General features: G+C 68.9%; 22 protein-coding genes, 1 tRNA gene and 1 pseudogene. 22 read left to right on the top strand and 2 right to left on the bottom strand.

What is annotated here, in order from left to right; genetic code table 11:
* Both P2Q00_RS48865 and P2Q00_RS48860 read right to left on the bottom strand, forming a co-directional pair.
* Positions 1 to 79, bottom strand: a pseudogene (locus P2Q00_RS48865) (IS5/IS1182 family transposase); the annotation flags it as partial.
* A 215-nt stretch (positions 80 to 294) separates the two neighbouring features.
* Positions 295 to 366, bottom strand: a tRNA-Arg gene (locus P2Q00_RS48860).
* A gap of 271 nt (positions 367 to 637) precedes the next feature.
* Here P2Q00_RS48860 and P2Q00_RS48855 point away from each other — a divergent pair.
* From P2Q00_RS48855 to atpA, 22 genes are all read left to right on the top strand, one after another.
* Positions 638 to 1,108, top strand: a complete 471-nt coding sequence (locus P2Q00_RS48855) for a response regulator (RefSeq protein ID WP_275781468.1) — start codon at positions 638 to 640, stop codon at positions 1,106 to 1,108.
* Between the two features lie 100 nt (positions 1,109 to 1,208).
* Positions 1,209 to 2,210 carry an ArgS-related anticodon-binding protein NrtL gene (gene nrtL / locus P2Q00_RS48850; protein ID WP_275781466.1) on the top strand — a complete coding sequence of 334 codons (1,002 nt, stop codon included), beginning with the start codon at positions 1,209 to 1,211 and terminating at the stop codon, positions 2,208 to 2,210.
* A 16-nt stretch (positions 2,211 to 2,226) separates the two neighbouring features.
* Positions 2,227 to 3,618 carry a diaminopimelate decarboxylase gene (gene lysA / locus P2Q00_RS48845; RefSeq protein WP_275781465.1) on the top strand — a complete coding sequence of 464 codons (1,392 nt, stop codon included), beginning with the start codon at positions 2,227 to 2,229 and terminating at the stop codon, positions 3,616 to 3,618.
* A 149-nt stretch (positions 3,619 to 3,767) separates the two neighbouring features.
* Positions 3,768 to 5,066 (top strand): homoserine dehydrogenase, encoded by a 1,299-nt coding sequence (locus P2Q00_RS48840; RefSeq protein ID WP_275781473.1) that lies wholly within the window; start codon positions 3,768 to 3,770, stop codon positions 5,064 to 5,066.
* 6 nt (positions 5,067 to 5,072) lie between these two features.
* Positions 5,073 to 6,131: a threonine synthase gene (gene thrC, locus P2Q00_RS48835; RefSeq protein WP_275781464.1), complete on the top strand. Its 1,059-nt coding sequence runs from the start codon at positions 5,073 to 5,075 to the stop codon at positions 6,129 to 6,131.
* A 268-nt stretch (positions 6,132 to 6,399) separates the two neighbouring features.
* Positions 6,400 to 7,329, top strand: coding sequence for a homoserine kinase (gene thrB / locus P2Q00_RS48830; protein ID WP_275781472.1), 930 nt, complete (start codon positions 6,400 to 6,402; stop codon positions 7,327 to 7,329).
* Positions 7,330 to 7,745: 416 nt separating this feature from the next.
* Positions 7,746 to 9,743, top strand: a complete 1,998-nt coding sequence (gene rho, locus P2Q00_RS48825; RefSeq protein ID WP_275781462.1) for a transcription termination factor Rho — start codon at positions 7,746 to 7,748, stop codon at positions 9,741 to 9,743.
* Between the two features lie 182 nt (positions 9,744 to 9,925).
* A complete protein-coding gene (locus tag P2Q00_RS48820; RefSeq protein WP_275781461.1) occupies positions 9,926 to 11,761 on the top strand; it encodes a trypsin-like serine protease in 1,836 nt (611 codons plus the stop codon).
* 208 nt (positions 11,762 to 11,969) lie between these two features.
* The gene (locus tag P2Q00_RS48815; protein ID WP_275781460.1) at positions 11,970 to 13,109 is read left to right on the top strand and encodes an LCP family protein; all 1,140 of its coding nucleotides are present in this window, start codon (positions 11,970 to 11,972) and stop codon (positions 13,107 to 13,109) included.
* 174 nt (positions 13,110 to 13,283) lie between these two features.
* Positions 13,284 to 13,508, top strand: coding sequence for a 50S ribosomal protein L31 (gene rpmE / locus P2Q00_RS48810; protein WP_019753312.1), 225 nt, complete (start codon positions 13,284 to 13,286; stop codon positions 13,506 to 13,508).
* 107 nt (positions 13,509 to 13,615) lie between these two features.
* Positions 13,616 to 14,692: a peptide chain release factor 1 gene (gene prfA, locus P2Q00_RS48805; RefSeq protein WP_275781458.1), complete on the top strand. Its 1,077-nt coding sequence runs from the start codon at positions 13,616 to 13,618 to the stop codon at positions 14,690 to 14,692.
* A 39-nt stretch (positions 14,693 to 14,731) separates the two neighbouring features.
* On the top strand, positions 14,732 to 15,577 hold the full coding sequence (gene prmC, locus P2Q00_RS48800) for a peptide chain release factor N(5)-glutamine methyltransferase (RefSeq protein ID WP_275781457.1): 846 nt from the start codon (positions 14,732 to 14,734) through the stop codon (positions 15,575 to 15,577).
* 61 nt (positions 15,578 to 15,638) lie between these two features.
* Entirely contained in the window at positions 15,639 to 16,286 is a 648-nt protein-coding gene (locus P2Q00_RS48795; RefSeq protein WP_275781456.1) for an L-threonylcarbamoyladenylate synthase, read from the top strand.
* Positions 16,283 to 16,951 (top strand): arsenate reductase/protein-tyrosine-phosphatase family protein, encoded by a 669-nt coding sequence (locus P2Q00_RS48790; RefSeq protein ID WP_275781455.1) that lies wholly within the window; start codon positions 16,283 to 16,285, stop codon positions 16,949 to 16,951. Before P2Q00_RS48795 ends, P2Q00_RS48790 begins: the two co-directional genes overlap by 4 nt.
* 170 nt (positions 16,952 to 17,121) lie before the next feature.
* Positions 17,122 to 18,360 carry a serine hydroxymethyltransferase gene (glyA, locus tag P2Q00_RS48785; protein WP_275781453.1) on the top strand — a complete coding sequence of 413 codons (1,239 nt, stop codon included), beginning with the start codon at positions 17,122 to 17,124 and terminating at the stop codon, positions 18,358 to 18,360.
* A gap of 150 nt (positions 18,361 to 18,510) precedes the next feature.
* Complete coding sequence (locus tag P2Q00_RS48780; RefSeq protein ID WP_275781452.1) at positions 18,511 to 19,836, top strand: MraY family glycosyltransferase; 1,326 nt, start codon at positions 18,511 to 18,513, stop codon at positions 19,834 to 19,836.
* A gap of 301 nt (positions 19,837 to 20,137) precedes the next feature.
* Positions 20,138 to 20,575, top strand: a complete 438-nt coding sequence (locus tag P2Q00_RS48775) for a Cg1360 family ATP-synthase-associated protein (protein ID WP_275781450.1) — start codon at positions 20,138 to 20,140, stop codon at positions 20,573 to 20,575.
* A gap of 225 nt (positions 20,576 to 20,800) precedes the next feature.
* Positions 20,801 to 21,619, top strand: a complete 819-nt coding sequence (gene atpB, locus P2Q00_RS48770; protein WP_275781449.1) for a F0F1 ATP synthase subunit A — start codon at positions 20,801 to 20,803, stop codon at positions 21,617 to 21,619.
* 74 nt (positions 21,620 to 21,693) lie between these two features.
* Positions 21,694 to 21,933 carry an ATP synthase F0 subunit C gene (atpE, locus tag P2Q00_RS48765; RefSeq protein WP_266521606.1) on the top strand — a complete coding sequence of 80 codons (240 nt, stop codon included), beginning with the start codon at positions 21,694 to 21,696 and terminating at the stop codon, positions 21,931 to 21,933.
* A 51-nt stretch (positions 21,934 to 21,984) separates the two neighbouring features.
* Entirely contained in the window at positions 21,985 to 22,533 is a 549-nt protein-coding gene (locus P2Q00_RS48760) for a F0F1 ATP synthase subunit B (RefSeq protein ID WP_275781470.1), read from the top strand.
* The gene (locus tag P2Q00_RS48755; RefSeq protein ID WP_275781448.1) at positions 22,530 to 23,345 is read left to right on the top strand and encodes a F0F1 ATP synthase subunit delta; all 816 of its coding nucleotides are present in this window, start codon (positions 22,530 to 22,532) and stop codon (positions 23,343 to 23,345) included. The genes P2Q00_RS48760 and P2Q00_RS48755 overlap by 4 nt, the downstream gene beginning before the upstream one ends.
* Positions 23,346 to 23,483: 138 nt before the next feature.
* A complete protein-coding gene (gene atpA / locus P2Q00_RS48750; protein ID WP_275781447.1) occupies positions 23,484 to 25,076 on the top strand; it encodes a F0F1 ATP synthase subunit alpha in 1,593 nt (530 codons plus the stop codon).

Genomic DNA, 25,076 nt, shown 5'->3' with positions numbered 1-25,076 from the left:
GCCTGGCGAACTGCGACTCGGTCAACCCGGAGAACGGCTCGATCCACTTCGGATCATCCGCTGAGATCACCCCACCCATGCCCAGTCAACGCACCAACCGCCCCACCAGTTACGGGACAACCTCTAGGCGCCGATGGCCGGATGGTGTGTAAGCCCGCGTGTGGCTCACACGCTCCTCACACACGAACCGTGATCGACAGTGAGAAAGGGCGGGAGTCAGTGAGACTGACTCCCGCCCTTTTCTGTCGGCATCCGCCCTGGTCAGACCGTGGTTTTGGGTCTCTGACCGGCGAGTGCCCCCGGCAGGATTCGAACCTGCGCACACGGCTCCGGAGGCCGTTGCTCTATCCCCTGAGCTACGGGGGCGTGTCCGCTGCGCTGCGTGCGCGGCGACGGGTAGAACCCTACCAGCTGATCCGGGGTGTTCATGAACGGGTTTACCGACGTCGCTCCGGGCATCGCCCTCGCTGCAGCGCCCGGCGATTGCATCCCGTCGCCCTCGCCGCGGCGCCCGGCGGCACCCCGCTGTTGCCCTGCCGTCACCCCACCACCACACCGCCGGAAGTGGCGTCCCCCGCACGGGCCGGAAGTAGGGAAAACCCGGACGCGGTGGCCGGTCCCGACCTACTCTCGAGTTGTGCCAGGCGCGTCGGGCCGGGTGCTTGTTGTGGACGACAACAAGGTCATCCGGCAGCTGATCAGGGTCAATCTCGAGCTGGAGGGTTTCGAGGTGGTGACCGCGGCTGACGGTGCCGAGTGTCTGGATGTCGTTCATCAGGTGCGGCCCGATGTCGTCACGCTCGACGTCGTCATGCCCCGCCTCGACGGCCTCCGTACGGCCGCACGACTGCGCTCCGATCCGCGGACCCGTGACCTTCCCCTCGCCATCGTCAGTGCCTGCACCTCGTACGAGGTCGAGACGGGCCTGGATGTGGGGGTCGACGCCTTTCTTGCCAAGCCTTTCGAGCCTGCCGAACTCGTGCGCCTCGTACGGCAGTTGATCGAGCGGGGGAGGAGCGCCAGGGGTGGGGGAGAGGGCGCCGAGTCCGGGCTCGGGAGCGTTCTCGGGGTCGGTGAGGCCGAGCGGGCCGGGAGCGCCGGCGGCTGACTCGGGCCGGACGCTGTGCTGCTCCACGCTCCGTCCACATCCCGGAACCTCGCCCAAACCGGCTCGCCTACCCACCCCCCTCCTCCCATACGCTTGTCCCGTGACCCCCGTCGAGCTCTCGCATACCGTGCTGCGCGCGGTGCGTCGTGCTGTCGACGAGGGGGAGCTGAGCGTGGCCGTGCCGCAACGGGCCGTTGTCGCGCCGCCCGGTCCGGGTGGCTGTGGCGACTACGCCACCAACATCGCCCTGCAGCTCGCACGGCCGGCCGGGCAGCCGCCCCTACGCGTTGCCGAGATCCTGCAGCAGCACCTCGCCCGGACGGACGGCGTCGCCGACGTCGTCGTCACCGGGCCGGGGTTCATCAACATCAGCCTGCAGGCGGCGGAGGCAGAGGCATCCGCGGCCGAGCTCGTCCGTGAGGTCCTCCGTGCGGGCGCGGCGTACGGCCACGGCGACACCCTGGCGGGGCAGGTCGTCGAACTGCGCATCCCGTACGACGTCCGCGCCGAAGTCGTCGCCGACGCCCTCGTGCGCATCGTCGGTTCCCAGGGCGGCCGCGTCGAGGTCGACCACCGTGAGCCGGTGAACCTCCGGCCCGTCCCGGCCCCCGACGACCCCGCGCTCCTGGGCCCCGACGCCGCCCGCTGGGCGCTGCTGCACCCCGCCGCCCATGACCGGCCCCGTATCACCGCCGATCACCTGGTCCAGCGCGAGAGCAACCCTCTCTTCCGCATCCGTTACGCCTACGCCCGCACCCGGGCCCTCAGCCGTAACGCCGCCGACCTGGGCTTCACCCCCGAGCCCGGAGACGTACAAGACGTACAAGACGTACAAGAGGGCATGGAGGGGCTTGTCGCGCTCCTCGCCGATCACCCCCGCGTCCTCGCCCGTGCGGCAGCGCAGCGCACGCCCGACAGCCTCGCCCGGCATCTCGTCGCCGTCGCCGATGCCGTCCTCGCCGTTCTGCCTGCCGTGCTCCCGCGCGGCGACGAGAAACCCTCGGCCGCCCACCGTGCCCGGCTCGCGCTCGCCGAAGCCGCCGGGACGGTGCTGGCCGGCGGCCTCTCCCTGCTCGGCATCGACGCACCCCAACACCTCTAGAGAGCCAGTCAAGAAGATGAGCCGTTCCGCACACCCCGCCGGGCCCCGTCACGCCGACGTCCTCCCCGAGGGCCACTACTCCGCCCCGCCCACCGACCTCAACGTCCTCGACCCCAAGGTGTGGGCCCAGACGGTCACCCGTGACGAGGACGGTGTGGCCACCGTCGGCGGTATCGATGTGAAGACCATTGCCGAGCAGTACGGGACGCCCGCCTACGTCCTCGACGAGGCCGACTTCCGGGCCCGGGCGCGGGCCTGGCGTACCGCGTTCGGCCACGACGCCGATGTCTTCTACGCCGGCAAGGCCTTCCTCTCCCGTGCCGTCGTGCGATGGCTGCACGAGGAGGGGCTCAACCTCGACGTCTGCTCCGGTGGCGAGCTCGCCACCGCCCTGTCCGCAGGCATGCCCGCCGACCGCATCGCCTTCCACGGCAACAACAAGTCCGTCGACGAGATCACCAGGGCCGTCGAGGCCGGTGTCGGCCGTATCGTCCTCGACTCCTTCCAGGAGATCGTCCGCGTCGCCCACATCGCGCAGTCGCTGGGCAAGCGGCAGCGCGTGCAGATCCGTATCACCGTCGGCGTCGAGGCACACACCCACGAGTTCATCGCCACCGCCCACGAGGACCAGAAGTTCGGCATTCCGCTGGCCGGCGGGCAGGCCGCCGAGGCCGTCCGCCGTGCCCTCCAGCTCGACGGGCTCGAACTCATCGGCATTCACAGCCACATCGGGTCGCAGATCTTCGACATGTCCGGGTTCGAGGTGGCCGCGCACCGTGTCGTCGGCCTCCTCAAGGACATCCGCGACGAGCACGGCGTCGAGCTGCCCGAGATCGACCTCGGGGGCGGGCTCGGGATTGCGTACACGAGTGACGACGATCCCCGTGAGCCGCATGAGATCGCCAAGGCGCTCACCGAGATCGTCACCCGGGAGTGCGAGTCGGCCAAGCTGCGCACCCCGCGCATCTCCGTCGAGCCCGGGCGCGCCATCGTCGGGCCGACCGCCTTCACGCTCTACGAGGTCGGCACCATCAAGCCCCTCGACAACCTCCGTACCTACGTCTCCGTCGACGGCGGTATGTCGGACAACATCCGCACCGCGCTGTACGACGCCGAGTACAGCGTCTCGCTCGTGTCGCGGACCTCCGACGCCGAGCCCATGCTCGCCCGCGTCGTCGGCAAGCACTGCGAGAGCGGGGACATCGTGGTGAAGGACGCGTTCCTGCCCTCCGACCTGGCACCGGGTGACCTCATCGCCGTGCCCGCCACCGGTGCTTACTGCCGTTCCATGGCCAGCAACTACAACCACGTGCTCCGGCCGCCCGTCGTCGCCGTGAACGACGGCGAGGCCCGTCTGATCGTCCGCCGTGAGACGGAGGAGGACCTCCTGCGTCTCGACGTCGGATAGGCCGAAACTCGGGGCGGTGGAAGATCTCCTGTCTTCCACCCCCGTACAAATGAAATCGATGTCTCACGATCCGGACATGGGATAGAAACTCCCGTCCGGTGAGTGAGACTGGTCCAACCGTAGACGGTATGAGGAAACGAGGTCGGATGATGCGTACGCGTCCGCTGAAGGTGGCGCTGCTGGGCTGTGGGGTTGTCGGCTCAGAGGTGGCGCGCATCATGACGACGCACGCCGACGACCTCGCCGCCAGGATCGGGGCGCCCGTGGAACTCGCGGGCGTGGCCGTGCGGCGGCCCGACCGGGTCCGTGACGGCATCGACCCGAGCCTTGTCACCACCGACGCCACCGCGCTCGTCAAACGCGGCGACATCGACGTCGTGGTCGAGGTGATCGGGGGGATCGAGCCCGCCCGGTCCCTCATCACCACCGCCTTCGAGCACGGCGCGTCCGTCGTCTCCGCCAACAAGGCGCTGCTCGCCCAGGACGGGGCCGCTCTCCATGCCGCCGCCGAGGAGCACGACAAGGACCTCTACTACGAGGCCGCCGTCGCCGGCGCCATCCCGCTGATCCGCCCGCTGCGCGAGTCCCTCGCCGGCGACAAGGTCAACCGGGTGCTCGGCATCGTCAATGGGACTACGAACTTCATCCTCGACAAGATGGACTCGACCGGGGCCGGGTACCAGGAGGCCCTCGACGAGGCCACCGCCCTCGGGTACGCCGAGGCCGACCCCACCGCCGACGTCGAGGGCTTCGACGCCGCCGCCAAGGCCGCCATCCTCGCCGGGATCGCCTTCCACTCGCGCGTGCGCCTCGACGACGTCTATCGCGAGGGGATGACGGAAGTCACCGCCGCGGACTTCGCCTCCGCCAAGAACATGGGCTGCACCATCAAGCTGCTCGCCATCTGCGAGCGGGCACAGGACGGCGGATCGGTCACCGCGCGCGTGCACCCCGCCATGATTCCGCTGAGCCACCCCCTCGCCTCCGTGCGCGGCGCGTACAACGCCGTGTTCGTCGAGTCCGATGCGAGCGGGCAGCTCATGTTCTACGGGCCCGGTGCCGGCGGTGCGCCCACCGCGTCCGCCGTGCTCGGCGACCTCGTCGCCGTCTGCCGCAACCGGCTCAGCGGGGCAACGGGGCCCGGCGAGTCGGCGTACGCCGCGCTGCCCGTATCGGGCATGGGTGACGTCGTCACCCGCTATCACATCAGCCTCGACGTGGCGGACAAACCGGGTGTTCTCGCCCAGGTCGCGACCGTCTTCGCCGAGCACGGTGTGTCGATCGATACGGTGCGGCAGCAAGGTCGACCAGAAGGGGACGGCGAGGCCTCCCTCGTCGTCGTCACCCACCGCGCGTCCGACGCCTCCCTCTCCGGGACCGTCGAGGCGCTGCGCAAGCTCGACACCGTGCGGGGTGTCGCCAGCATCATGCGGGTTGAAGGAGAGTAACCAGCAATGACCCACCAGTGGCGCGGAATCATCGAGGAGTACCGGGACAGGCTGCCGGTATCCGACACCACGCCGGTCGTGACGCTCCGCGAGGGCGGCACGCCCCTCGTGCCCGCGCAGGTGCTCTCCGAGCGCACGGGCTGCGAGGTCCACCTGAAGGTGGAGGGTGCGAACCCCACCGGGTCCTTCAAGGACCGCGGCATGACCATGGCCATCAGCAAGGCCAAGGAGGAGGGCGCGAAGGCTGTGATCTGCGCCTCCACCGGCAATACGTCCGCCTCCGCCGCCGCGTACGCCGTCCGGGCCGGCATGGTTTCGGCCGTTCTCGTGCCGCAGGGCAAGATCGCGCTCGGCAAGATGGGGCAGGCGCTCGTGCACGGCGCCAAGATCCTCCAGGTCGACGGCAACTTCGACGACTGCCTCACCCTGGCCCGTGCGCTGAGCGACAACTACCCCGTGGCGCTGGTGAATTCGGTCAATCCCGTGCGCATCGAGGGCCAGAAGACGGCCGCCTTCGAGATCGTGGACATGCTGGGCGACGCCCCGGACATCCACGTCCTCCCGGTCGGCAACGCGGGCAACATCACCGCGTACTGGAAGGGCTACAAGGAGTACGCCGCCGACGGCATCGCCACGCACACCCCCCGGATGTGGGGCTTCCAGGCCTCCGGCAGCGCCCCGATCGTGCGCGGCGAGGTCGTCAAGGACCCCTCGACGATCGCCACCGCGATCCGCATCGGCAACCCCGCCTCCTGGCAGTACGCCCTGGCCGCGCGGGACGAGTCCGGCGGCTTCATCGACGAGGTGACGGACCGTGAGATCCTGCGCGCCTACCGGCTGTTGGCCGCGCAGGAGGGTGTTTTCGTGGAGCCCGCGTCCGCCGCGTCCGTGGCCGGTCTGCTGAAGGCCGCCGAGCAGGGCAAGGTCGACCCGGGGCAGCGCATCGTGTGCACCGTGACCGGAAACGGCCTGAAGGACCCCGACTGGGCCGTCGCCGGCGCCCCGCAGCCGGTCACCGTCCCGGTCGACGCGGTGACGGCGGCCGAGCGCCTCGGTCTGGCCTGATGGCCTGAACAGGGGCCCGGCCGGGAACTCCCCTCAAGGGGTGCACAGGGGGCTTATGGCACGCATCGTGCGCCTCCTGTGCGCCCTATGTCGCCACAGAAGCATCCTTCGATAGGCTGTAGTGAACCCGCCCGCCGCATATGCCTCCGCACATGGAGCATCTGGACGGTGCCGCGCCGTCTCCGCGGCCTGAGGGTCTCCACGTACGTATCCGATGTCGTATCGAATGTCTTCGACCATCACGCAGCTCAAGGAGAGTCATCGAGAGATGGCCGGTCCCGCCTTCCGCGCCGCCGCCGTAAGGGTGCGCGTCCCCGCCACCAGCGCCAACCTCGGCCCGGGCTTCGACGCCCTCGGCCTGTCGCTGGGGCTCTACGACGACGTCGTCGTCCGGGTGGCCGACTCCGGGCTGCACATCGACATCGCGGGCGAGGGCAGCGAGACGCTCCCGCGTGACGAGAAACACCTCCTCGTACGGTCCCTGCGCACCGCCTTCGACCTGCTCGGCGGGCAGCCACGCGGCCTTGAGATCGTCTGCGCCAACCGCATTCCGCACGGCCGTGGCCTGGGCTCCTCCTCGGCCGCCATCTGCGCCGGCATCGTCGCCGCGCGCGCCGTGACCATAGGCGGGGAGTCGAAGCTCGACGACACGGCCCTGCTCGAGCTAGCCACCGAGATCGAGGGCCACCCCGACAATGTGGCGGCCTGTCTGCTCGGCGGTTTCACCCTCTCCTGGATGGAGGCGGGCGCCGCGCGCGCGATCAGGATGGATGCCGCCGATTCCATCGTTCCGGTGGTTTTCGTGCCCGGAAAGCCGGTCCTCACCGAGACCGCGCGCGGACTGCTCCCGCGCACCGTGCCGCACGTCGACGCCGCCACCAACGCGGGCCGTGCCGCCCTGCTCGTCGAGGCCCTGACCAGGCGCCCCGAGCTGCTGCTGCCCGCCACCGAGGACCGTCTCCACCAGGAGTACCGCGCGCCCGCCATGCCGGAGAGCGCCGCGCTGGTGGAGCGGCTGCGGGCCGACGGAGTCCCGGCAGTCATCTCAGGAGCAGGACCCACTGTGCTGGCGCTGGCCGACGCCGACAGCGCCGACAAGGTTGCCCATCTGGCAGGCGAAGGGTGGGCCGCGAACCGGCTCGAACTCGACGCCCAGGGAGCGAGCGTGCTGCCGCTTGCGACCTACGGTGTTGATTAAAAGCTCGCGGTTGCCGGATTTCGAGAGGGGGAATGTTTGTTGGATCCGGTAGTGTTAATCTCAAGTCTGCACCCGACCCCACCATGGCGAGGTGCTTCGTGTCCCCGTCCGGGACAGACATTCTTCCGGGAGCCTCCCAAGCCGCACTGTGTTCCGTACGACGTACGCGGGCAGTACCTCGTACGCGGGCATTGAGCGACTTGCCGGGCACGCTCCGGAACCGGTGCGACCAAGCCACGTGACACCGACACTCGGTGCCACGGTCATGGCTTTGGGAAGCGCCATCCCAGATATTGCCTCCGCCACCTTTGGCGGACCACCGCCCCGGCACGGTCCACACAGCAAGGACCGAAGCCGGAAGCACAACCGGTCGCCGAGCCAGACAGGCCGACGTCCGCTCCAGGGAAGGACCCTTCGTGAGCGACACCACCGATCTGATGGGCGCACGTGTCGAGGAGACCGCTGCCGCGCCCGCCACGGACGCCTCCGCGCCTGCCACCGGTGCAGGCTCCCGGCGGCGCCGCGGTACCGGCCTTGAGGGCATGGTGCTGGCCGAGCTGCAGCAGGTCGCATCCGGCCTGGGCATCAGGGGCACCGCGCGCATGCGCAAGAGCCAGCTGATCGAGGTCATCAAGGAGGCGCAGGCGGGTGGGGGCGCCGCTCCGGCCAAGGCCGAGGCCGCCACCGAGACCAAGCCCAAGCGCCGCGCCACCTCCAAGGCTCGTACGAGCGAGGACGCCGCTCCCGCCGCCGAGAAGAAGGCGGCCGCCCCGGCCGAGAAGGCCGTGGCCCAGCAGCAGATCGAGATCCCCGGCCAGCCGGCCAGCGAGGACGCTCCCGCCGAGCGTCGGCGCCGTCGCGCCACTGCCGAGGCGGGCAGCCCCGAGACGGTTGCCGCCGAGGCGAAGAGCGAGCCGAAGGCCGAGACGCCCGCCCCGCAGGCGCAGGGCGACGCCGGTGACGGTGAGGGCCGCCAGGGCCGCCAGGGCCGCCGGGACCGCGACCGCGGAGGCCGTGACCGCGACCGCCGTGGCAACAAGGGCGACGAGCAGCAGGGCGGCCAGGGCGGTGGCCAGCAGCGCCAGGACCGTCAGGACCGGCAGCAGGGCGGCGCCCGCCAGGACCGCCAGGACCGGCAGCAGCGCGACAACGGCCCGCAGGACGACGACGACTTCGACGGTGGCCGCCGCGGCCGCCGGGGCCGTTACCGGGACCGTCGTGGCCGTCGTGGCCGTGACGAGATGGGCGGCGCCGAGCCGCAGTTCGCCGAGGACGACGTCCTGATCCCCGTCGCGGGCATCCTGGACATCCTCGACAACTACGCCTTCATCCGTACGTCGGGCTACCTGCCGGGTCCCAACGACGTGTACGTCTCCCTCGCCCAGGTCCGCAAGAACGGCCTGCGCAAGGGCGACCACGTCACCGGTGCGGTCCGGCAGCCGAAGGAGGGCGAGCGCCGCGAGAAGTTCAACGCGCTGGTCCGCCTCGACTCGGCGAACGGGATGGCGGCCGAATCCGGGCGCGGACGGCCGGAGTTCAACAAGCTGACGCCGCTCTACCCGCAGGACCGGCTCCGTCTGGAGACCGACCCGGGCGTGCTGACCACCCGCATCATCGACCTCGTCGCGCCGATCGGTAAGGGCCAGCGCGGTCTGATCGTGGCCCCGCCGAAGACCGGCAAGACCATGATCATGCAGGCGATCGCCAACGCGATCACGCACAACAACCCCGAGTGCCACCTGATGGTCGTCCTCGTCGACGAGCGTCCCGAAGAGGTCACCGACATGCAGCGGTCGGTCAAGGGCGAGGTCATCTCCTCGACCTTCGACCGTCCGGCCGAGGACCACACCACGGTCGCCGAGCTCGCCATCGAGCGTGCGAAGCGTCTGGTGGAGCTCGGGCATGACGTGGTGGTGCTTCTCGACTCCATCACGCGTCTGGGTCGTGCCTACAACCTGGCCGCGCCCGCCTCCGGCCGCATCCTGTCCGGTGGTGTCGACTCGACCGCGCTCTACCCGCCGAAGCGCTTCTTCGGTGCGGCGCGGAACATCGAGGACGGCGGCTCGCTCACCATCCTGGCGACTGCTCTGGTCGACACCGGGTCCCGTATGGACGAGGTGATCTTCGAGGAGTTCAAGGGCACGGGCAACGCCGAGCTGAAGCTCGACCGGAAGCTTGCGGACAAGCGGATCTTCCCGGCGGTGGACGTGGATGCGTCCGGTACGCGTAAGGAAGAGATTCTGCTCGGCAGTGACGAGCTGGCCATCGTGTGGAAGCTGCGGCGGGTGCTGCATGCGCTGGATCAGCAGCAGGCGATCGAGCTGCTGTTGGACAAGATGAAGCAGACGAAGTCGAATGCGGAGTTCTTGCTGCAGATTCAGAAGACGACGCCTATGCCGGGTAACGGTGACTAGTCGCCATTGAGGTGGGGCTTGTTCGTCGGCTGCAGGTTGTTTGTGGCTGATCGCGCAGTTCCCCGCGCCCCTTAAGAGCCTGCCCTCCGTCACTTGCGTGACGGAGGGCAGGCTTTTGGCGCTGATAGGTACGGGTGCACTCTTGCGCCTCTCCTATCACTTGTGTCCCGGGGGGAATCTCCTTGTCCACACCCCTGTCCGGCAGCGGTCGTCACAGACGCCGGATACGCCTTGCTCTGCCCGTCGCCGCCGCCGGGGTCGCCGCGGCCGTCGCCGCAGCGCTTCTGTCGTCGTCGGCCAATGCAGCCGGCTCCGTCCCGACGCCGACCACCAAGCCCGCCACCAGCTCCGTCTCGACGGCCGAGCTGAAGAAGCGGATCGCCGGTGCCCTCGCCACCGACGGCACCGCGGGGGAGACGCCTCAGAAGTCGTCCCTCAGTGCCAGCACCACCGGCACCGGCGCCACCGCGACCCCGTACGTCATCGGCGGCACCGACACCGCCATCGCCTCGGCGCCCTGGATGGCGCAGCTCTGGTACTACGACGACAAGGGCACCACCGACACGAGCGACGACATCGGCTTCTTCTGCGGTGGCACCGTCGTCTCGCCGACGAAGATCCTCACCGCCGCGCACTGCGTCAAGGACGAGAGCGGCAAGAGCTACAACTGGAAGGCGTACGGCGCCGTCCTGACCGGCACCTCGCAGACGCCGACCACCGACAGCTCGGGCAACACCGACCTGCACGGCGGCACCGTCTCGCTGCCGCTGCGGCAGTGGAACCACCCGTCGTACAGCCCGACGACGATCAACAACGACATCGCCGTCCTCACCCTGGCCACGCCGGTCACAGCGACGCCGATCCGCATGACGACGTCCGGCGACACCGCCTCGTACGCGGGCGGCACCAGCGCCAAGCTCTACGGCTGGGGGCGTACCAGCTCCACCAGCCAGGACATCTCCGACACGCTGAAGTCGGCCACGCTGACCATTCACACCGACAGCACCTGCTCCGGTGTGTACGGCTCCGAGTACATCGCGGGCCACATGGTCTGCGCCGGCACGCAGAGCGGCAGCGACAGCGGTACGAAGGCCGCCTGCAACGGTGACTCCGGCGGGCCGCTGATCGTCAACAACCGCATCGTGGGCGTCGTTTCGTGGGGTGTGGCGGATTGCGTGGAGAAGGGCTACTACAGCGTCTTCTCGAAGGTCAGCACGTACATCGGTGCCGCCTACGCGAACGTCGACGACACCAACCTCAGCTACACCGACGGCAAGGCCGACCTGTTCGTGCGCAACTCCTCCACCAAGGAGGCGTTCGAGCTGGACTCCAAGGGCACGTCGTTCGCCGCGCGCGTCTCCCTGGGGTCGTACGACGGCCTGAACGTCGTCCTGCAGACCGACCTGAACCGGGACGGCTACCAGGACCTCGTGGTGCGCAAGAGCTCCACCGGTGACGTGTACTGGCTGCACTACGTGCCGTCCAGCGGCTCCTGGTCCCAGACGAAGATCTTCAGCGGCTGGACGACCCGGACCCGCATCGTGGTCCCGGGCGATGTCACCGGCGACTACCTGCCCGACCTGCTGTCCGTCGACTCCGGCGGCACGCTGTGGATCTACCCGGGCAAGGGCAACGGCACCTTCGGCTCGCGGGTGAGCGTCGGCACCGGCTGGAACCAGTACAACATGCTGCGCGGACACGGCGACTTCAACGGCGACGGCAAGGCCGACCTGCTCGCCCGCAAGAGCAGCACCGGCGACCTGTACCTGTACAAGGGCACCGGAAAGTCGGGCACGGGCGCCTTCTCGACCCGTATCAAGGTCCGCAGCGCGTGGACCGGCTACAACGCCTTCGACGCCGTCGGGGACGTCAACGGCGACGGCAAGGCCGACTTCCTGGCCCGTACGTCCGGCGGCACCCTGTACCTGTACAAGGGCACCGGTAAGGCCACGACCGAGATCTTTGCCACAAGAATCTCGGTCGGTACCGGTTTCCAGCAGTACGACCTCTTCGGCTGAAACCGCAGGTGAGCGGGTTACGCCCGTAAAATTTCGTGACGCTCTGTGCCCAGCCTTCCACGGGTTGGGCACAGAGCGTCGTGCAACCCTTTCTCGAGTTTCGCCGTCTGACCCGACGGAGTGACGATGGTGCGGTACGACCCGTATCCGGCCCACAGGCCTGTCCCTGAACGCAGGGGGTAACCGACCGGACGAGAACGAGGAGCACATGTCCGCCGAGAGCACGCCGGAACCCGGCATACCCGGGGAGCCCGGCACCAACGGCTCGCGCCACAGCGCAAAGGGCCGTCGCCGCAAGCCCCGCAGCAAGCGCCGCAAAGGCCTGCTGATCACGGCCTGGACGGCCGCGGGCATCGTCGTGCTCGGCGGCACCGGAGCCGGATACCTGTACTTCAAGCTCAACGGCAACATCAAGAGCGTCGACATCGACTCGGCCCTCGGCACGAACCGGCCGACGAAGGTCGACAACGGCTCCGAGAACATCCTGGTCCTCGGCTCGGACAGCCGCTCCGGCAGCAACAAGAAGCTCGGCGGCGGCGCCGACGACGGCAGCGCCCGCTCCGACACCGCGATGATCGTGCACGTCTACAAGGGCCACAAGAAGGCCGGCGTGGTGTCCATGCCGCGCGACACCCTCATCGACCGCCCCGAGTGCACCGACACCGCCGGCAAGACGTATCCCGCCGCGTCGGGCGTCATGTTCAACACCGCGTACTCCACCGGCGGCGCGGCCTGCGCCGTGAAGACCGTGGAGTCGATCACCGGGCTGCGCATGGACCACTACCTCGAGGTCGACTTCAGCGGCTTCCAGAAGCTCATCGACGAGCTCGGCGGCGTCCAGGTCACCACGACCAAGAACATCAACGACTCCCAGAGCCATCTGAACCTCAAGGCCGGCACGCACAAGCTCGACGGCGAGCAGGCCCTCGGCCTGGTCCGCACCCGGCACGGCGTCGGCGACGGCTCCGACCTCGGCCGCATCCAGCTCCAGCAGGCCTTCATCAAGGCCCTGGTCAACCAGGTCAAGCACATCGGCGTCTTCACCAGCCCGAAGAGGCTCTACGACCTGGCCAACACCGCCACCAAGGCCGTGACGACCGACTCCGACCTCGGCTCGGTCAACTCACTCATGGGCTTCGCGAACGGCCTCAAGAGCATCAGCTCCAGCCAGATGCACATGGTCACGATGCCGGTCCAGTACGACCCGGCCAACCCCAACCGCGTGATCGTGGAGAAGACCAAGGCCCAGCAGGTCTGGACGGCCCTGAGGAACGACCAGCAGATCCCGAAGTCGGCAACAAAAGGCACGGCTACAGGCGAAGCCAAGGGCGTGGTCACCGCCGGTTGATAGGGGCGCGGGGAACTGCGCGACAAGCCCCCACCGGCCCGCATGGGAATAGACAACCTCAACCCCCGGTTTTGGGGGATGGCCCCAGTCCTGGCAGACTGGTACGTCGGCCCCGGTTCACGCTGAAGCAATCCGCCGCAGCGACCCGGAGCCCTCCCGAAACTAGGAGACACCTTGAAGCGCGACATCCACCCCGAGTACGTCGAGACGCAGGTCAGCTGCACCTGTGGCGCGTCGTTCACCACCCGTAGCACGATCTCCAGCGGCACCATCCGCGCCGAGGTCTGCTCCGAGTGCCACCCGTTCTACACGGGCAAGCAGAAGATCCTCGACACCGGTGGCCGTGTGGCCCGCTTCGAGGCCCGCTTCGGCAAGGCTGCTGCCGGCTCCAAGAAGTAGCGAGCTCCAATCCGCCGGTCCACGGCCGCGCCCTGAAACAGGCGCGCCGGGACCGGCGTTTTTGGTCGCCCGCCTTCCCCCTTTTCCCAGCCGTACAGGAGCCCAAGATGTTCGAGGCCGTCGAGGAACTCGTCGGTGAGCACGCCGACCTGGAGAAGAAGCTCGCGGACCCGTCGGTCCACGCCGACCAGGCCAACGCGCGCAAGCTGAACAAGCGCTACGCCGAGCTCACCCCGATCGTCGCCACGTACCGCTCCTGGAAGCAGACCGGCGACGACATCGACACCGCGCGCGAACTCTCCGCCGACGACCCGGACTTCGCCGCCGAGGTCAAGGAGCTGGAGAAGCAGCGCGAGGAGCTCACCGAGAAGCTGCGCCTGCTGCTCGTGCCCCGGGACCCGTCCGACGACAAGGACGTGATCCTCGAGATCAAGGCGGGCGCCGGCGGCGACGAGTCCGCGCTCTTCGCCGGGGACCTGCTGCGCATGTATCTCCGGTACGCCGAGCGCATCGGCTGGAAGACCGAGATCATCGACGCCACCGAGTCCGAGCTGGGCGGCTACAAGGACGTCCAGGTCGCCGTGAAGACCAAGGGCGGCCAGGGGGCCACGGAGCCCGGGCAGGGTGTCTGGGCGCGGCTGAAGTACGAGGGCGGTGTGCACCGCGTGCAGCGGGTGCCGGCGACCGAGTCCCAGGGCCGTATCCACACCTCCGCGGCCGGCGTTCTCGTGACTCCCGAGGCGGAGGAGGTCGACGTCGAGGTCAACCCGAACGACCTCCGCATCGACGTCTACCGCTCCTCCGGTCCCGGCGGCCAGTCCGTCAACACCACCGACTCCGCGGTGCGCATCACGCACATTCCCACCGGAGTCGTCGCCTCCTGCCAGAACGAGAAGAGCCAGCTGCAGAACAAGGAGCAGGCACTGCGTATCCTGCGCTCCAGGCTGCTCGCAGCGGCGCAGGAGGAGGCGGAGCGGGAAGCCGCCGACGCCCGCCGCAGCCAGGTCCGCACCGTCGACCGCTCCGAGAAGATCCGCACGTACAACTTCCCGGAGAATCGCCTCTCGGACCACCGTGTCGGCTTCAAGGCCTACAACCTGGACCAGGTCCTGGACGGCGACCTCGACGCGGTGATCCAGGCCTGCGTCGACGCGGACTCGGCGGCGAAGCTGGCGGCTGCATAAAGGCACATACGCACGACCCAGTACGACACGGAGGAATGCGTGAACCTGCTGCTCGCAGAGGTGGCACAGGCCACCCAGCGGCTGGCCGACGCCGGCGTGCCCTCGCCGCGCAACGACGCGGAGGAGCTCGCCGCGTTCGTGCACGGCGTGAAGAGGGGCGCGCTGCACTCCGTGAAGGACCCGGACTTCGACGCTCGGTACTGGGAGGTCATCGCCCGGCGCGAGCAGCGCGAGCCGCTGCAGCACATCACCGGGCGGGCCTACTTCCGCTACCTCGAACTCCAGGTGGGGCCGGGCGTGTTCGTGCCGCGCCCGGAGACCGAGTCCGTGGTCGGGTGGGCCATAGACGCCGTGCGCGCCATGGATGTCGTGGAACCCTGCATCGTCGACCTGTGCACCGGCTCCGGCGCCATCGCGCTCGCCCTCGCCCAGGAGGTCCCGCGCTCACGCGTGCACGCCGTGGAGCTGTCCGAGGAAGCGCTGCAGTGGACCCGTAAGAACGTCGAGGGCTCCAGGGTCGATCTGCGGCAGGGCAACGCCCTGGACGCCTTTCCCGACCTCGACGGCCATGTCGACCTGGTCATCTCCAACCCGCCCTACATCCCGCTGACCGAATGGGAGTACGTCGCTCCCGAGGCGCGGGACTACGATCCCGAACTCGCCCTGTTCTCAGGGGAGGACGGCCTCGATCTCATCCGCGGTCTGGAACGGACCGCACACCGGCTCCTGCGCCCCGGCGGCGTCGTCGTCATCGAGCACGCCGACACCCAGGGCGGCCAGGTGCCGTGGATCTTCACCGAGGAGCGGGGCTGGGCCGACGCGGCCGACCACCCCGACCTCAACAACCGCCCCCGGTTCGCGACGGCCCGCAAGGCACTGCCGTGACCACCGCCCCGGCAGTCATTCCAGTAGTCCCGCATTACGTGTACGAGGAGGCCCGCTAGATATGGCACGGCGATACGACACCAACGACGCGACGGACCGCACGACCGGTCTGCGCGAAGCCGCGTCCGCCGTCCGCCGTGGCGAACTCGTGGTCCTTCCGACCGACACGGTGTACGGCATCGGCGCCGACGCGTTCTCCTCGGAGGCGGTCGCCGACCTGCTGGACGCCAAGGGCCGGGGCCGCAACATGCCCACGCCTGTGCTGATCGGCTCCCCGAACACGCTCCACGGTCTCGTCACCGACTTCTCGGAGCTGGCCTGGGAGCTCGTCGACGCGTTCTGGCCGGGCGCGCTCACGCTCGTCGCCAAGCACCAGCCGTCCCTGCAGTGGGACCTGGGGGACACCCGGGGCACGGTCGCCATCCGGATGCCGCTGCACCCGGTCGCCATCGAGCTGCTGACCGAGGTCGGCCCCATGGCGGTCTCCTCCGCCAACCTCACCGGCCACCCCGCCCCCGAGGACTGTGACGCCGCGCAGGAGATGCTCGGCGACTCCGTCTCCGTCTACCTGGACGGCGGCCCGACCCCCGGCAACGTCCCGTCGTCGATCGTCGACGTCACCGGCCGGGTGCCGGTCCTGCTGCGCGAGGGAGCGCTCTCGCCGGACGAGCTGCGGAAGGTCGTACCCGACCTCGAGGTGGCGAATTGACGGCCCCTGACGCGGGGCGTGGCATAGGCAACGGGGAAGAGACGGGGACCTTCGGGCTTCCCATGACCAACTTCCGCATCCTCCACGTCAGCACCGGCAACGTGTGCCGCTCGCCGATCACCGAGCGGCTGACCCGCCATGCCCTGGCGGACCGGCTCGGCGACCCCTCCTGGGGCGGGCTGATCGTGGAGAGCGCGGGCACCTGGGGCCACGAGGGTGCGCCCATGGAGGCCAATGCGGAGGCGGTCCTCGCCGACTTCGGGGCGGACGCCTCCGGCTTCATGGGCCGGGAGCTGCTCGACGAGCACGTCATCATGGCCGACCTCGTCCTGACGGCGACCCGCGACCACCGCTCCCAGGTCATCTCCATGGGCCACTCGGCGGGCCTGCGCACCTTCACCCTGAAGGAGTTCACCCGCCTGGTGCTGGCGATCGACCCGGCGACCCTGCCCCCGCTGGAGGACGGCGTGGTCGCCCGCGCCCGCGCCCTGGTCCGCGCGGCCGCGGCGCTACGCGGGTGGCTGCTGGCCCCGACCGCCGAGGCGGACGAGGTGTACGACCCGTACGGCGCCCCCCTGACCTTCTTCCGGTCCATCGGGGACGAGATACACCAGGCGCTGGATCCGGTGGTGACGGCGCTGACGGGAGTGCCTGCGCGCGCTTGATGCGGCGCCGCCGGCCGTCGGCGGCCTGCTGCGGAGCGACACGCCGGGGGACGGGCTCCGCTCGTCACAGCGGCCGCCAGGTGTACCTGCGAGGGCGTAACAACCGAGCACCCCACCGGTCCCGGGCCTACATTGGTCGTACGTCACCGTCGACGCCCCCGGAGCCCATCATGCCGGTCACCCACACCCTCGAGGCCGATGTCCTGCGCCGGCAGGACCCCGAGCTGGCCGAGATCCTGCTCGGTGAGCTCGACCGGCAGTCGACGACGCTGCAGCTCATCGCCGCCGAGAACTTCACCTCGCCGGCCGTGCTGTCCGCGCTCGGCTCACCCCTGGCCAACAAGTACGCCGAGGGGTACCCGGGCGCCCGCCACCACGGCGGCTGCGAGATCGTCGATGTCGCCGAACGCCTCGCCGTGGACCGCGCGAAGGCCCTGTTCGGCGCCGAGCACGCCAATGTGCAGTCGCACTCCGGGTCCTCCGCCGTCCTCGCCGCGTACGCGGCACTGCTGCGCCCCGGCGACACCGTCCTCGCCCTCGGCCTCCCGTACGGCGGCCACCTCACGCACGGCTCGCCCGCCAACTTCTCCGGCCGCTGGTTCGACTTCGTCGGGTACGGGGTCGACGCCGAGACCGGGCTCATCGACTACGACCAGGTGCGGACCCTGGCCCGTACCCACCGCCCCAAGGCCATCGTGTGCGGGTCGATCGCCTATCCCCGGCACATCGACTACGCCCTCTTCCGCGAGGTCGCCGACGAGGTCGGTGCCTATCTCATCGCCGACGCCGCCCATCCCATCGGGCTCGTAGCCGGGGGAGCGGCGCCCAGCCCGGTGCCGTACGCCGATGTCGTCTGCGCGACCACGCACAAGGTGCTGCGCGGGCCGCGCGGCGGGATGATCCTGTGCGGCGCCGAGCTCGCCGAGCGGGTCGACCGGGCCGTCTTCCCCTTCACCCAGGGCGGCGCGCAGATGAACACCATCGCCGCCAAGGCCGTCGCATTCGGCGAGGCGGCAACACCGGCCTTCACCTCATACGCCCATCAGGTGGTAGCAAACGCGAGGGTGCTCGCGGCCGGGCTGGCCGCGGAAGGGCTGGTCGTCACGACCGGCGGTACGGACACCCATCTGATCACCGCCGACCCGGCACCCCTCGGCGTCGACGGACGCACCGCGCGCGGCCGCCTCGCCGCGGCCGGAATGGTGCTGGACTGCTGCGCGCTGCCGCACGGGGACGCCCGTGGCCTGCGGCTCGGCACGGCGGCCGTCACCACACAGGGGATGGGAGAGGAGGAAATGGCGGGAATCGCCGCGCTGCTCGCGGGCGTGCTGCGGGGCGAGACGGAGAGCCAGAAGGCGCGTGATCAGGTGCGTGAGCTCACCGGTAGATTTCAGCCGTACACCGGCTGAGCGGGGGTAGTCGCACCTGCGTACCACTGGGTGCAGCCTGCGTGCACAGGCACGCGTGCAACCATCGTCGCTACCCGGCAGTCCCCATTCATATGCGTGCGTCGCTAGGGTGTGGGGCTGAGATGGCCAGCGAGACCTGTGGGGAAGCCTGTGCGTGAATACCTGCTGACGCTCTGCATCACGGCCGCGGTGACGTATCTGCTGACAGGGCCGGTACGGAAGTTCGCGATCGTGGCCGGAGCCATGCCGGAGATCAGGGCCCGTGACGTGCACCGGGAGCCCACTCCGCGCCTCGGCGGGATCGCCATGTTCTTCGGCCTGTGCGCGGGCCTGCTGGTCGCGGACCATCTGACCAACCTCAGCGAGGTCTTCACCAAGTCGAACGAGCCGCGGGCACTGCTCTCCGGAGCGGCGCTGATCTGGCTGATCGGTGTCCTGGACGACAAGTTCGAGATCGACGCGCTGATCAAGCTGGGCGGCCAGATGATCGCCGCGGGCGTCATGGTCATGCAGGGCCTGACCATCCTGTGGCTGCCGATCCCGAAGTTCGGCACGGTGGCGCTGACCCAGTGGCAGGGCACGCTGCTGACGGTGGCGCTGGTCGTGATCACGATCAACGCGGTGAACTTCGTGGACGGCCTCGACGGCCTCGCCTCCGGCATGGTGTGCATCGCTGCCGCGGCGTTCTTCATGTACGCCTACCGCATCTGGTACTCGTACGGCATCGAGGCCGCCGCCCCCGCCACGCTGTTCTCGGTCATCCTGATGGGCATGTGCCTGGGTTTCCTGCCGCACAACATGCATCCCGCGCGTATCTTCATGGGCGACTCGGGCTCGATGCTGATCGGGCTGGTGCTGGCCGCCGGCGCGATCTCCATCACGGGGCAGGTCGACCCGGACAGCCTGTTCGGCGGGTCCGAGCGCCAGACGGTGCATCAGATGGTGCCGGTCTACATCCCGCTGCTGCTGCCGCTGACGATCATCGCGATCCCCGCCGCCGACCTGGTCCTCGCGATCGTGCGCCGCACCTGGCGCGGCCAGTCGCCGTTCGCCGCGGACCGTGGCCATCTGCACCACCGCCTGCTGGAGATCGGCCACTCGCACAGCCGGGCGGTGCTGATCATGTACTTCTGGTCGGCGCTGATCGCCTTCGGCGCCCTCGCCTACTCGGTCAACTCGGCGTCCATGTGGATCGTCCTGGGCATCGTGATCCTCAGCGCCATCGGCCTCCTGCTGCTCCTGCTGCCGCGCTTCACGCCGCGCGCCCCGCGCTGGGCCGAGCACTTCGTGCCGCCGCGCTACCGCCGCCGCAGGGCTGCCGTCGCCGAGTCCGCGTCGACCCCGGCGCAGCCGGCCGCAGTTGAAGAGGAGCAGCGCGCTCCGGCCGTCGCGGGTGTGGCGGGAGTCAACGGAGCGACCGCCCTGGGCGCCCGCTCGCGCTTCCTGGACCGCCGGAAGGCCGGTACCTCGCGCTGACCTCGGCAAGGTAAGAATCTGACTAGAGCATTGCCAACTCGTGGGGTAGCAAAGCATCCCAATACCAGACATGTCGGCCGGGTTTCTGCACAGACGCGCACTGTCACTCTCATGTGTGACAGCGAGCACACCGACTAGGTAAAGACCGCATCAAATAGTTTGTGATACGGTTCACGAGAACCCCGGAGAGAGCTGAAGGGCCGCAGTGCGACGGTCCATTGGCCGTGAGTTCCCCTCTCGATCCGGGACTACGCTCGTCCATGACGACACCCTGCCCCCCTGCGAAAGCGGAGTTGCCGCCATGCCGTCCAATGACGCCCGGAACCTTCTGCCGATTGCCGTGCCTACGGTGGCCGTCGGTGTGGTCGCCGTTGCTGTCAGTGCTGCGGTTGCGGGCGGCAAGGGAGCAGTCGGGGCGGCGGTCGGTGTGCTGCTGTCCATGCTCTTCATGGGTCTCGGTCTTTACGTCCTTCAGTGGACGGCAAAAACGCTCCCGCAGCTGTTCCAGGCCATGGCGATGATGCTCTACGTCGCCCAGCTCCTGCTGCTCATGATCTTCGTGGCCCTCTTCAGGGGCACCTCTCTCTTCAGTGCCAGGGCGTTCGCGATCTCGCTCGTCGTCGCGACCGTCGTGTGGATGGCCGCACAGGCCCGCGCGCACATGAAGTCCAAGATCTTCTATGTCGATCCGGACTCCGAGAAGAGCGAGAAGCCCGAGAAGACAGGGCACACGTCGTGAGAGCCAGGGGCGGGACAAGGACAGTCGGGATCTCCTGCTATCGTCCGGTGCCAACTGCGGCATCGCGGGCGCGGGCATTCGAGCTGACGCCTGCTCAATTGCGAGGCTCGAAGCCCCCCAGCCGCCCTCACATCCGTAACACCAGTCCGGTGCCGACCCGCGGCAGCATGCCGCGCCGACACAACGAGGTTGCCGTACCCATGCGTCACGCCGAAGGAGCCCGCGGTGAGTGCTGACCAGACCACGCTCGCCTTTGACTGGAGTTGCCGCGTCTTCGCTGACAACGGCTGCGGATTTCCGTCGCCGGGCCTCAACTCCTTCATCTTCAAGCCGATGTTCACGGTCGGTGGCATCGAGTTCGACAAGCCGATGCTTCTCGCCCTGGTGACCACTGTCGTGGTGATCGGCATCTTCTGGGCGGCGTTCGGCAAGGCCAAGGTGATCCCGGGCAAGCTCCAGATGGTCGGCGAGGCCGGCTACGACTTCGTACGCCGCGGCATTGTGTACGAGACGCTGGGCAAGCGCGAGGGCGAGAAGTACGTCCCGCTCATGGTCTCGCTGTTCTTCTTCATCTGGATCATGAACCTGTGGTCGATCATCCCGGTCGCCCAGTTCCCGGTGACGTCGATCATCGCCTACCCCGCCGCCATGGCCGGGATCGTCTATGTGACCTGGATGATCCTGACCTTCCGCAAGCACGGCTTCGTCGGTGGGTTCAAGAACCTGACCGGCTACGACAAGTCGCTCGGCGCGGTGCTCCCGCTTGTCGTGATCATCGAGTTCTTCTCGAACGTCCTGGTCCGGCCGTTCACCCACGCCGTCCGACTGTTCGCCAACATGTTCGCCGGTCACCTGCTGCTCGTGATGTTCACGGTCGCCAGCTGGTACCTGATGAACAGCTGGCTCGTCGCGGCCGGCGCGGTCTCGTTCGCCATGTCCATGGTCATGATCCTCTTCGAGCTCTTCGTCCAGGCCGTCCAGGCGTACGTCTTCGTCCTCCTGGCCTGCTCCTACGTTCAGGGCGCTCTCGCCGAGCACCACTGAGCCTCCGTACCGCCCCCTCACCAGACGTCCGGTGGCCAACCCCCACCGGTCCTTGAAAGAGAAGGAAAATCAGCATGGCTGCCACTGAGACCCTCGCCGCCGTCACCGGCTCCGTCGCCTCCGTCGGCTACGGCCTCGCCGCCATCGGCCCCGGCATCGGCATCGGCATCATCTTCGGCAACGGCACCCAGGCCCTCGCCCGCCAGCCCGAGGCGGCCGGCCTGATCCGCGCCAACCAGATCCTGGGCTTCGCCTTCTGTGAGGCGCTCGCCCTCATCGGCATCGTCATGCCGTTCGTGTTCGGCTACAAGTAAGCCGCTGGCGAGCGACTCCACCTTTAAGGGAAAGGCACTGATGACATGCAGCTGACACAACAGCTGGTGCAGCTGGCGGCGGAGGAGGAGCAGAATCCCCTCATCCCGCCGGGCCCCGAGCTGGTCATCGGCCTCATTACTTTCGCCATCGTCTTCTTCTTCCTCGCCAAGAAGCTGCTCCCGAACATCAACAACGTTCTGGAGCAGCGTCGCGAGGCGATCGAAGGCGGTATCGAGAAGGCCGAGGCGGCTCAGGTCGAGGCGCAGAGCGTTCTCGAGCAGTACAAGGCCCAGCTCGCCGAGGCCCGGCACGAGGCCGCGCGTCTGCGCCAGGAGGCGCAGGAGCAGGGCGCCGCGCTCATCACCGAGATGCGCGCCGAGGGCCAGCGGCAGCGTGAGGAGATCGTCGCCGCCGGTCACGCGCAGATCGAGGCCGACCGCAAGGCCGCCGCGCAGGCGCTTCGGCAGGACGTCGGTCACCTCGCCACGGAGCTGGCCGGCAAGCTCGTCGGTGAGTCCCTCGAGGACCACGCCCGGCAGAGCCGCGTCATCGACCGCTTCCTCGACGAGCTCGAGGAGAAGGCCGAGGCCACCCGATGAACGGAGCGAGCCGCGAGGCACTGGCCGCCGCACGCGAGCGTCTCGACGCGCTGACGGACTCCACGTCCGCCGACGCGGCGAAGCTCGCCGACGAGCTGGCCGCCGTCACCGCGCTGCTCGACCGCGAGGTGTCGCTGCGTCGGGTCCTCACCGACCCGGCGCAGGCCGGTGAGGCCAAGGCCGAGCTGGCCCAGCGTCTGCTCGGCTCGCAGGTCGGCGGGGCGACCGCCGACCTGGTGTCCGGCATGGTGCGCTCCCGTTGGTCGCAGTCCCGCGACCTGGTGGACGCGCTGGAGCAGCTGGCGGACACCGCCGAGCTGACGGCCGCGCAGAAGAGGGGTGCGCTCGACGACGTGGAGGACGAGCTGTTCCGCTTCGGGCGGATCGTCTCCTCGAACACCGAGCTGCGCGCCGCGCTGACCGACCGCGCCGCGTCCACCGCGGCCAAGATCGAGCTGCTGCACCGGCTGCTCGGCGGCCGGGCCGTCCCGTCGACCGAGCGTCTGGTGACGCGCCTTGTGACCGCGCCGCGGGGACGTAGCCTGGAGTCGGGACTGGAGTCCCTGTCCAAGCTCGCCGCCGAGCGCCGGGACCGGCTGGTCGCCGTCGTCACCTCGGCGGTGCCGCTGAGCGACTCGCAGAAGCAGCGCCTGGGTGCCGCTCTGGCGAAGCTCTACGGCCACAAGATGCACCTCAACATCGACGTGGACCCCGAGGTCCTCGGCGGGATCCGGGTGCAGGTCGGCGACGAGGTCATCAACGGCTCGATCGCGGACCGCATCGAGGACGCCGGCCGCCGCCTGGCGGGCTGAGCAGCAACTTCATAAGCAGAACAGCAGTACAGCAGTACGTACCTACGGCCCGGTTGGGTCGTGCAGAGGATTCCTGGGGGTCGCCCCCAGACCCCCAAGTTGAAACTTCGGGCCCAACAAGGAGAGCAGGGAACCCAGATGGCGGAGCTCACGATCCGGCCGGAGGAGATCCGGGACGCGCTGGAGAACTTCGTCCAGTCGTACAAGCCGGACGCGGCCTCGCGCGAGGAGGTCGGTACGGTCACCCTTGCCGGCGACGGCATCGCGAAGGTCGAGGGCCTGCCCTCGGCCATGGCCAACGAACTGCTGAAGTTCGAGGACGGCACCCTCGGCCTCGCGCTCAACCTGGAAGAGCGCGAGATCGGCGCCATCGTCCTCGGTGAGTTCAGCGGCATCGAGGAGGGGCAGCCGGTGCAGCGCACCGGTGAGGTCCTCTCCGTCGCGGTGGGCGAGGGCTATCTCGGCCGCGTCGTCGACCCGCTCGGCAACCCGATCGACGGCCTCGGCGAGATCGAGACCAGCGGTCGTCGCGCCCTTGAGCTGCAGGCTCCGGGCGTCATGGCCCGTAAGTCGGTGCACGAGCCGATGGAGACCGGCTACAAGGCCGTCGACGCGATGACCCCGATCGGCCGTGGCCAGCGTCAGCTGATCATCGGTGACCGTCAGACCGGCAAGACCGCCCTGGCCGTCGACACGATCATCAACCAGCGTGACAACTGGCGCTCCGGCGACCCGAAGAAGCAGGTCCGCTGCGTCTACGTCGCCATCGGCCAGAAGGGCTCGACCATCGCCTCCGTGCGTGGCGCCCTCGACGAGGCCGGCGCGCTGGAGTACACGACCATCGTCGCCGCCCCGGCGTCCGACCCGGCCGGCTTCAAGTACCTTGCGCCGTACACCGGTTCGGCCATCGGCCAGCAGTGGATGTACGAGGGCAAGCACGTCCTCATCATCTTCGACGACCTCTCGAAGCAGGCCGACGCCTACCGCGCCGTGTCCCTGCTGCTGCGCCGCCCGCCGGGCCGTGAGGCCTACCCGGGTGACGTCTTCTACCTGCACTCCCGTCTGCTGGAGCGCTGCGCGAAGCTCTCCGACGACCTGGGCGCCGGTTCGATGACGGGTCTGCCGATCGTCGAGACCAAGGCGAACGACGTGTCGGCGTTCATCCCGACCAACGTCATCTCCATCACCGACGGCCAGTGCTTCCTGGAGTCGGACCTCTTCAACGCCGGTCAGCGCCCCGCGCTGAACGTCGGTATCTCCGTCTCCCGAGTCGGTGGTTCCGCGCAGCACAAGGCGATGAAGCAGGTTTCGGGTCGTCTCCGTCTCGACCTCGCCCAGTACCGCGAGCTGGAGGCGTTCGCCGCCTTCGGTTCCGACCTGGACGCCGCGTCGAAGGCGCAGCTGGAGCGCGGTCAGCGCCTGGTCGAGCTGCTGAAGCAGGCTCAGTACCAGCCGATGCCGACCGAGGACCAGGTCGTCTCCGTGTGGGCCGGTACCACCGGCAAGATGGACGACGTCCCGGTCTCCGACATCCGCCGCTTCGAGAAGGAGCTGCTGGAGTACCTGCACCGCAAGGAGCAGGGCCTCATGACCTCCATCAAGGAGGGCGGCAAGATGTCGGACGACACCCTCACCGCCATCGCCGACGGCATCGCGGACTTCAAGAAGCAGTTCGAGACCTCGGACGGCAAGCTTCTCGGCGAAGACACGCCGGCCGCCGCGGCCAAGTGA

Source organism: Streptomyces coacervatus (genome assembly GCF_029223485.1).
In the GTDB taxonomy this organism is placed as follows: domain Bacteria; phylum Actinomycetota; class Actinomycetes; order Streptomycetales; family Streptomycetaceae; genus Streptomyces; species Streptomyces coacervatus.
Note: the sequence above shows the minus strand (reverse complement) of the source record. Positions and strands in the feature narration are given on the sequence as shown.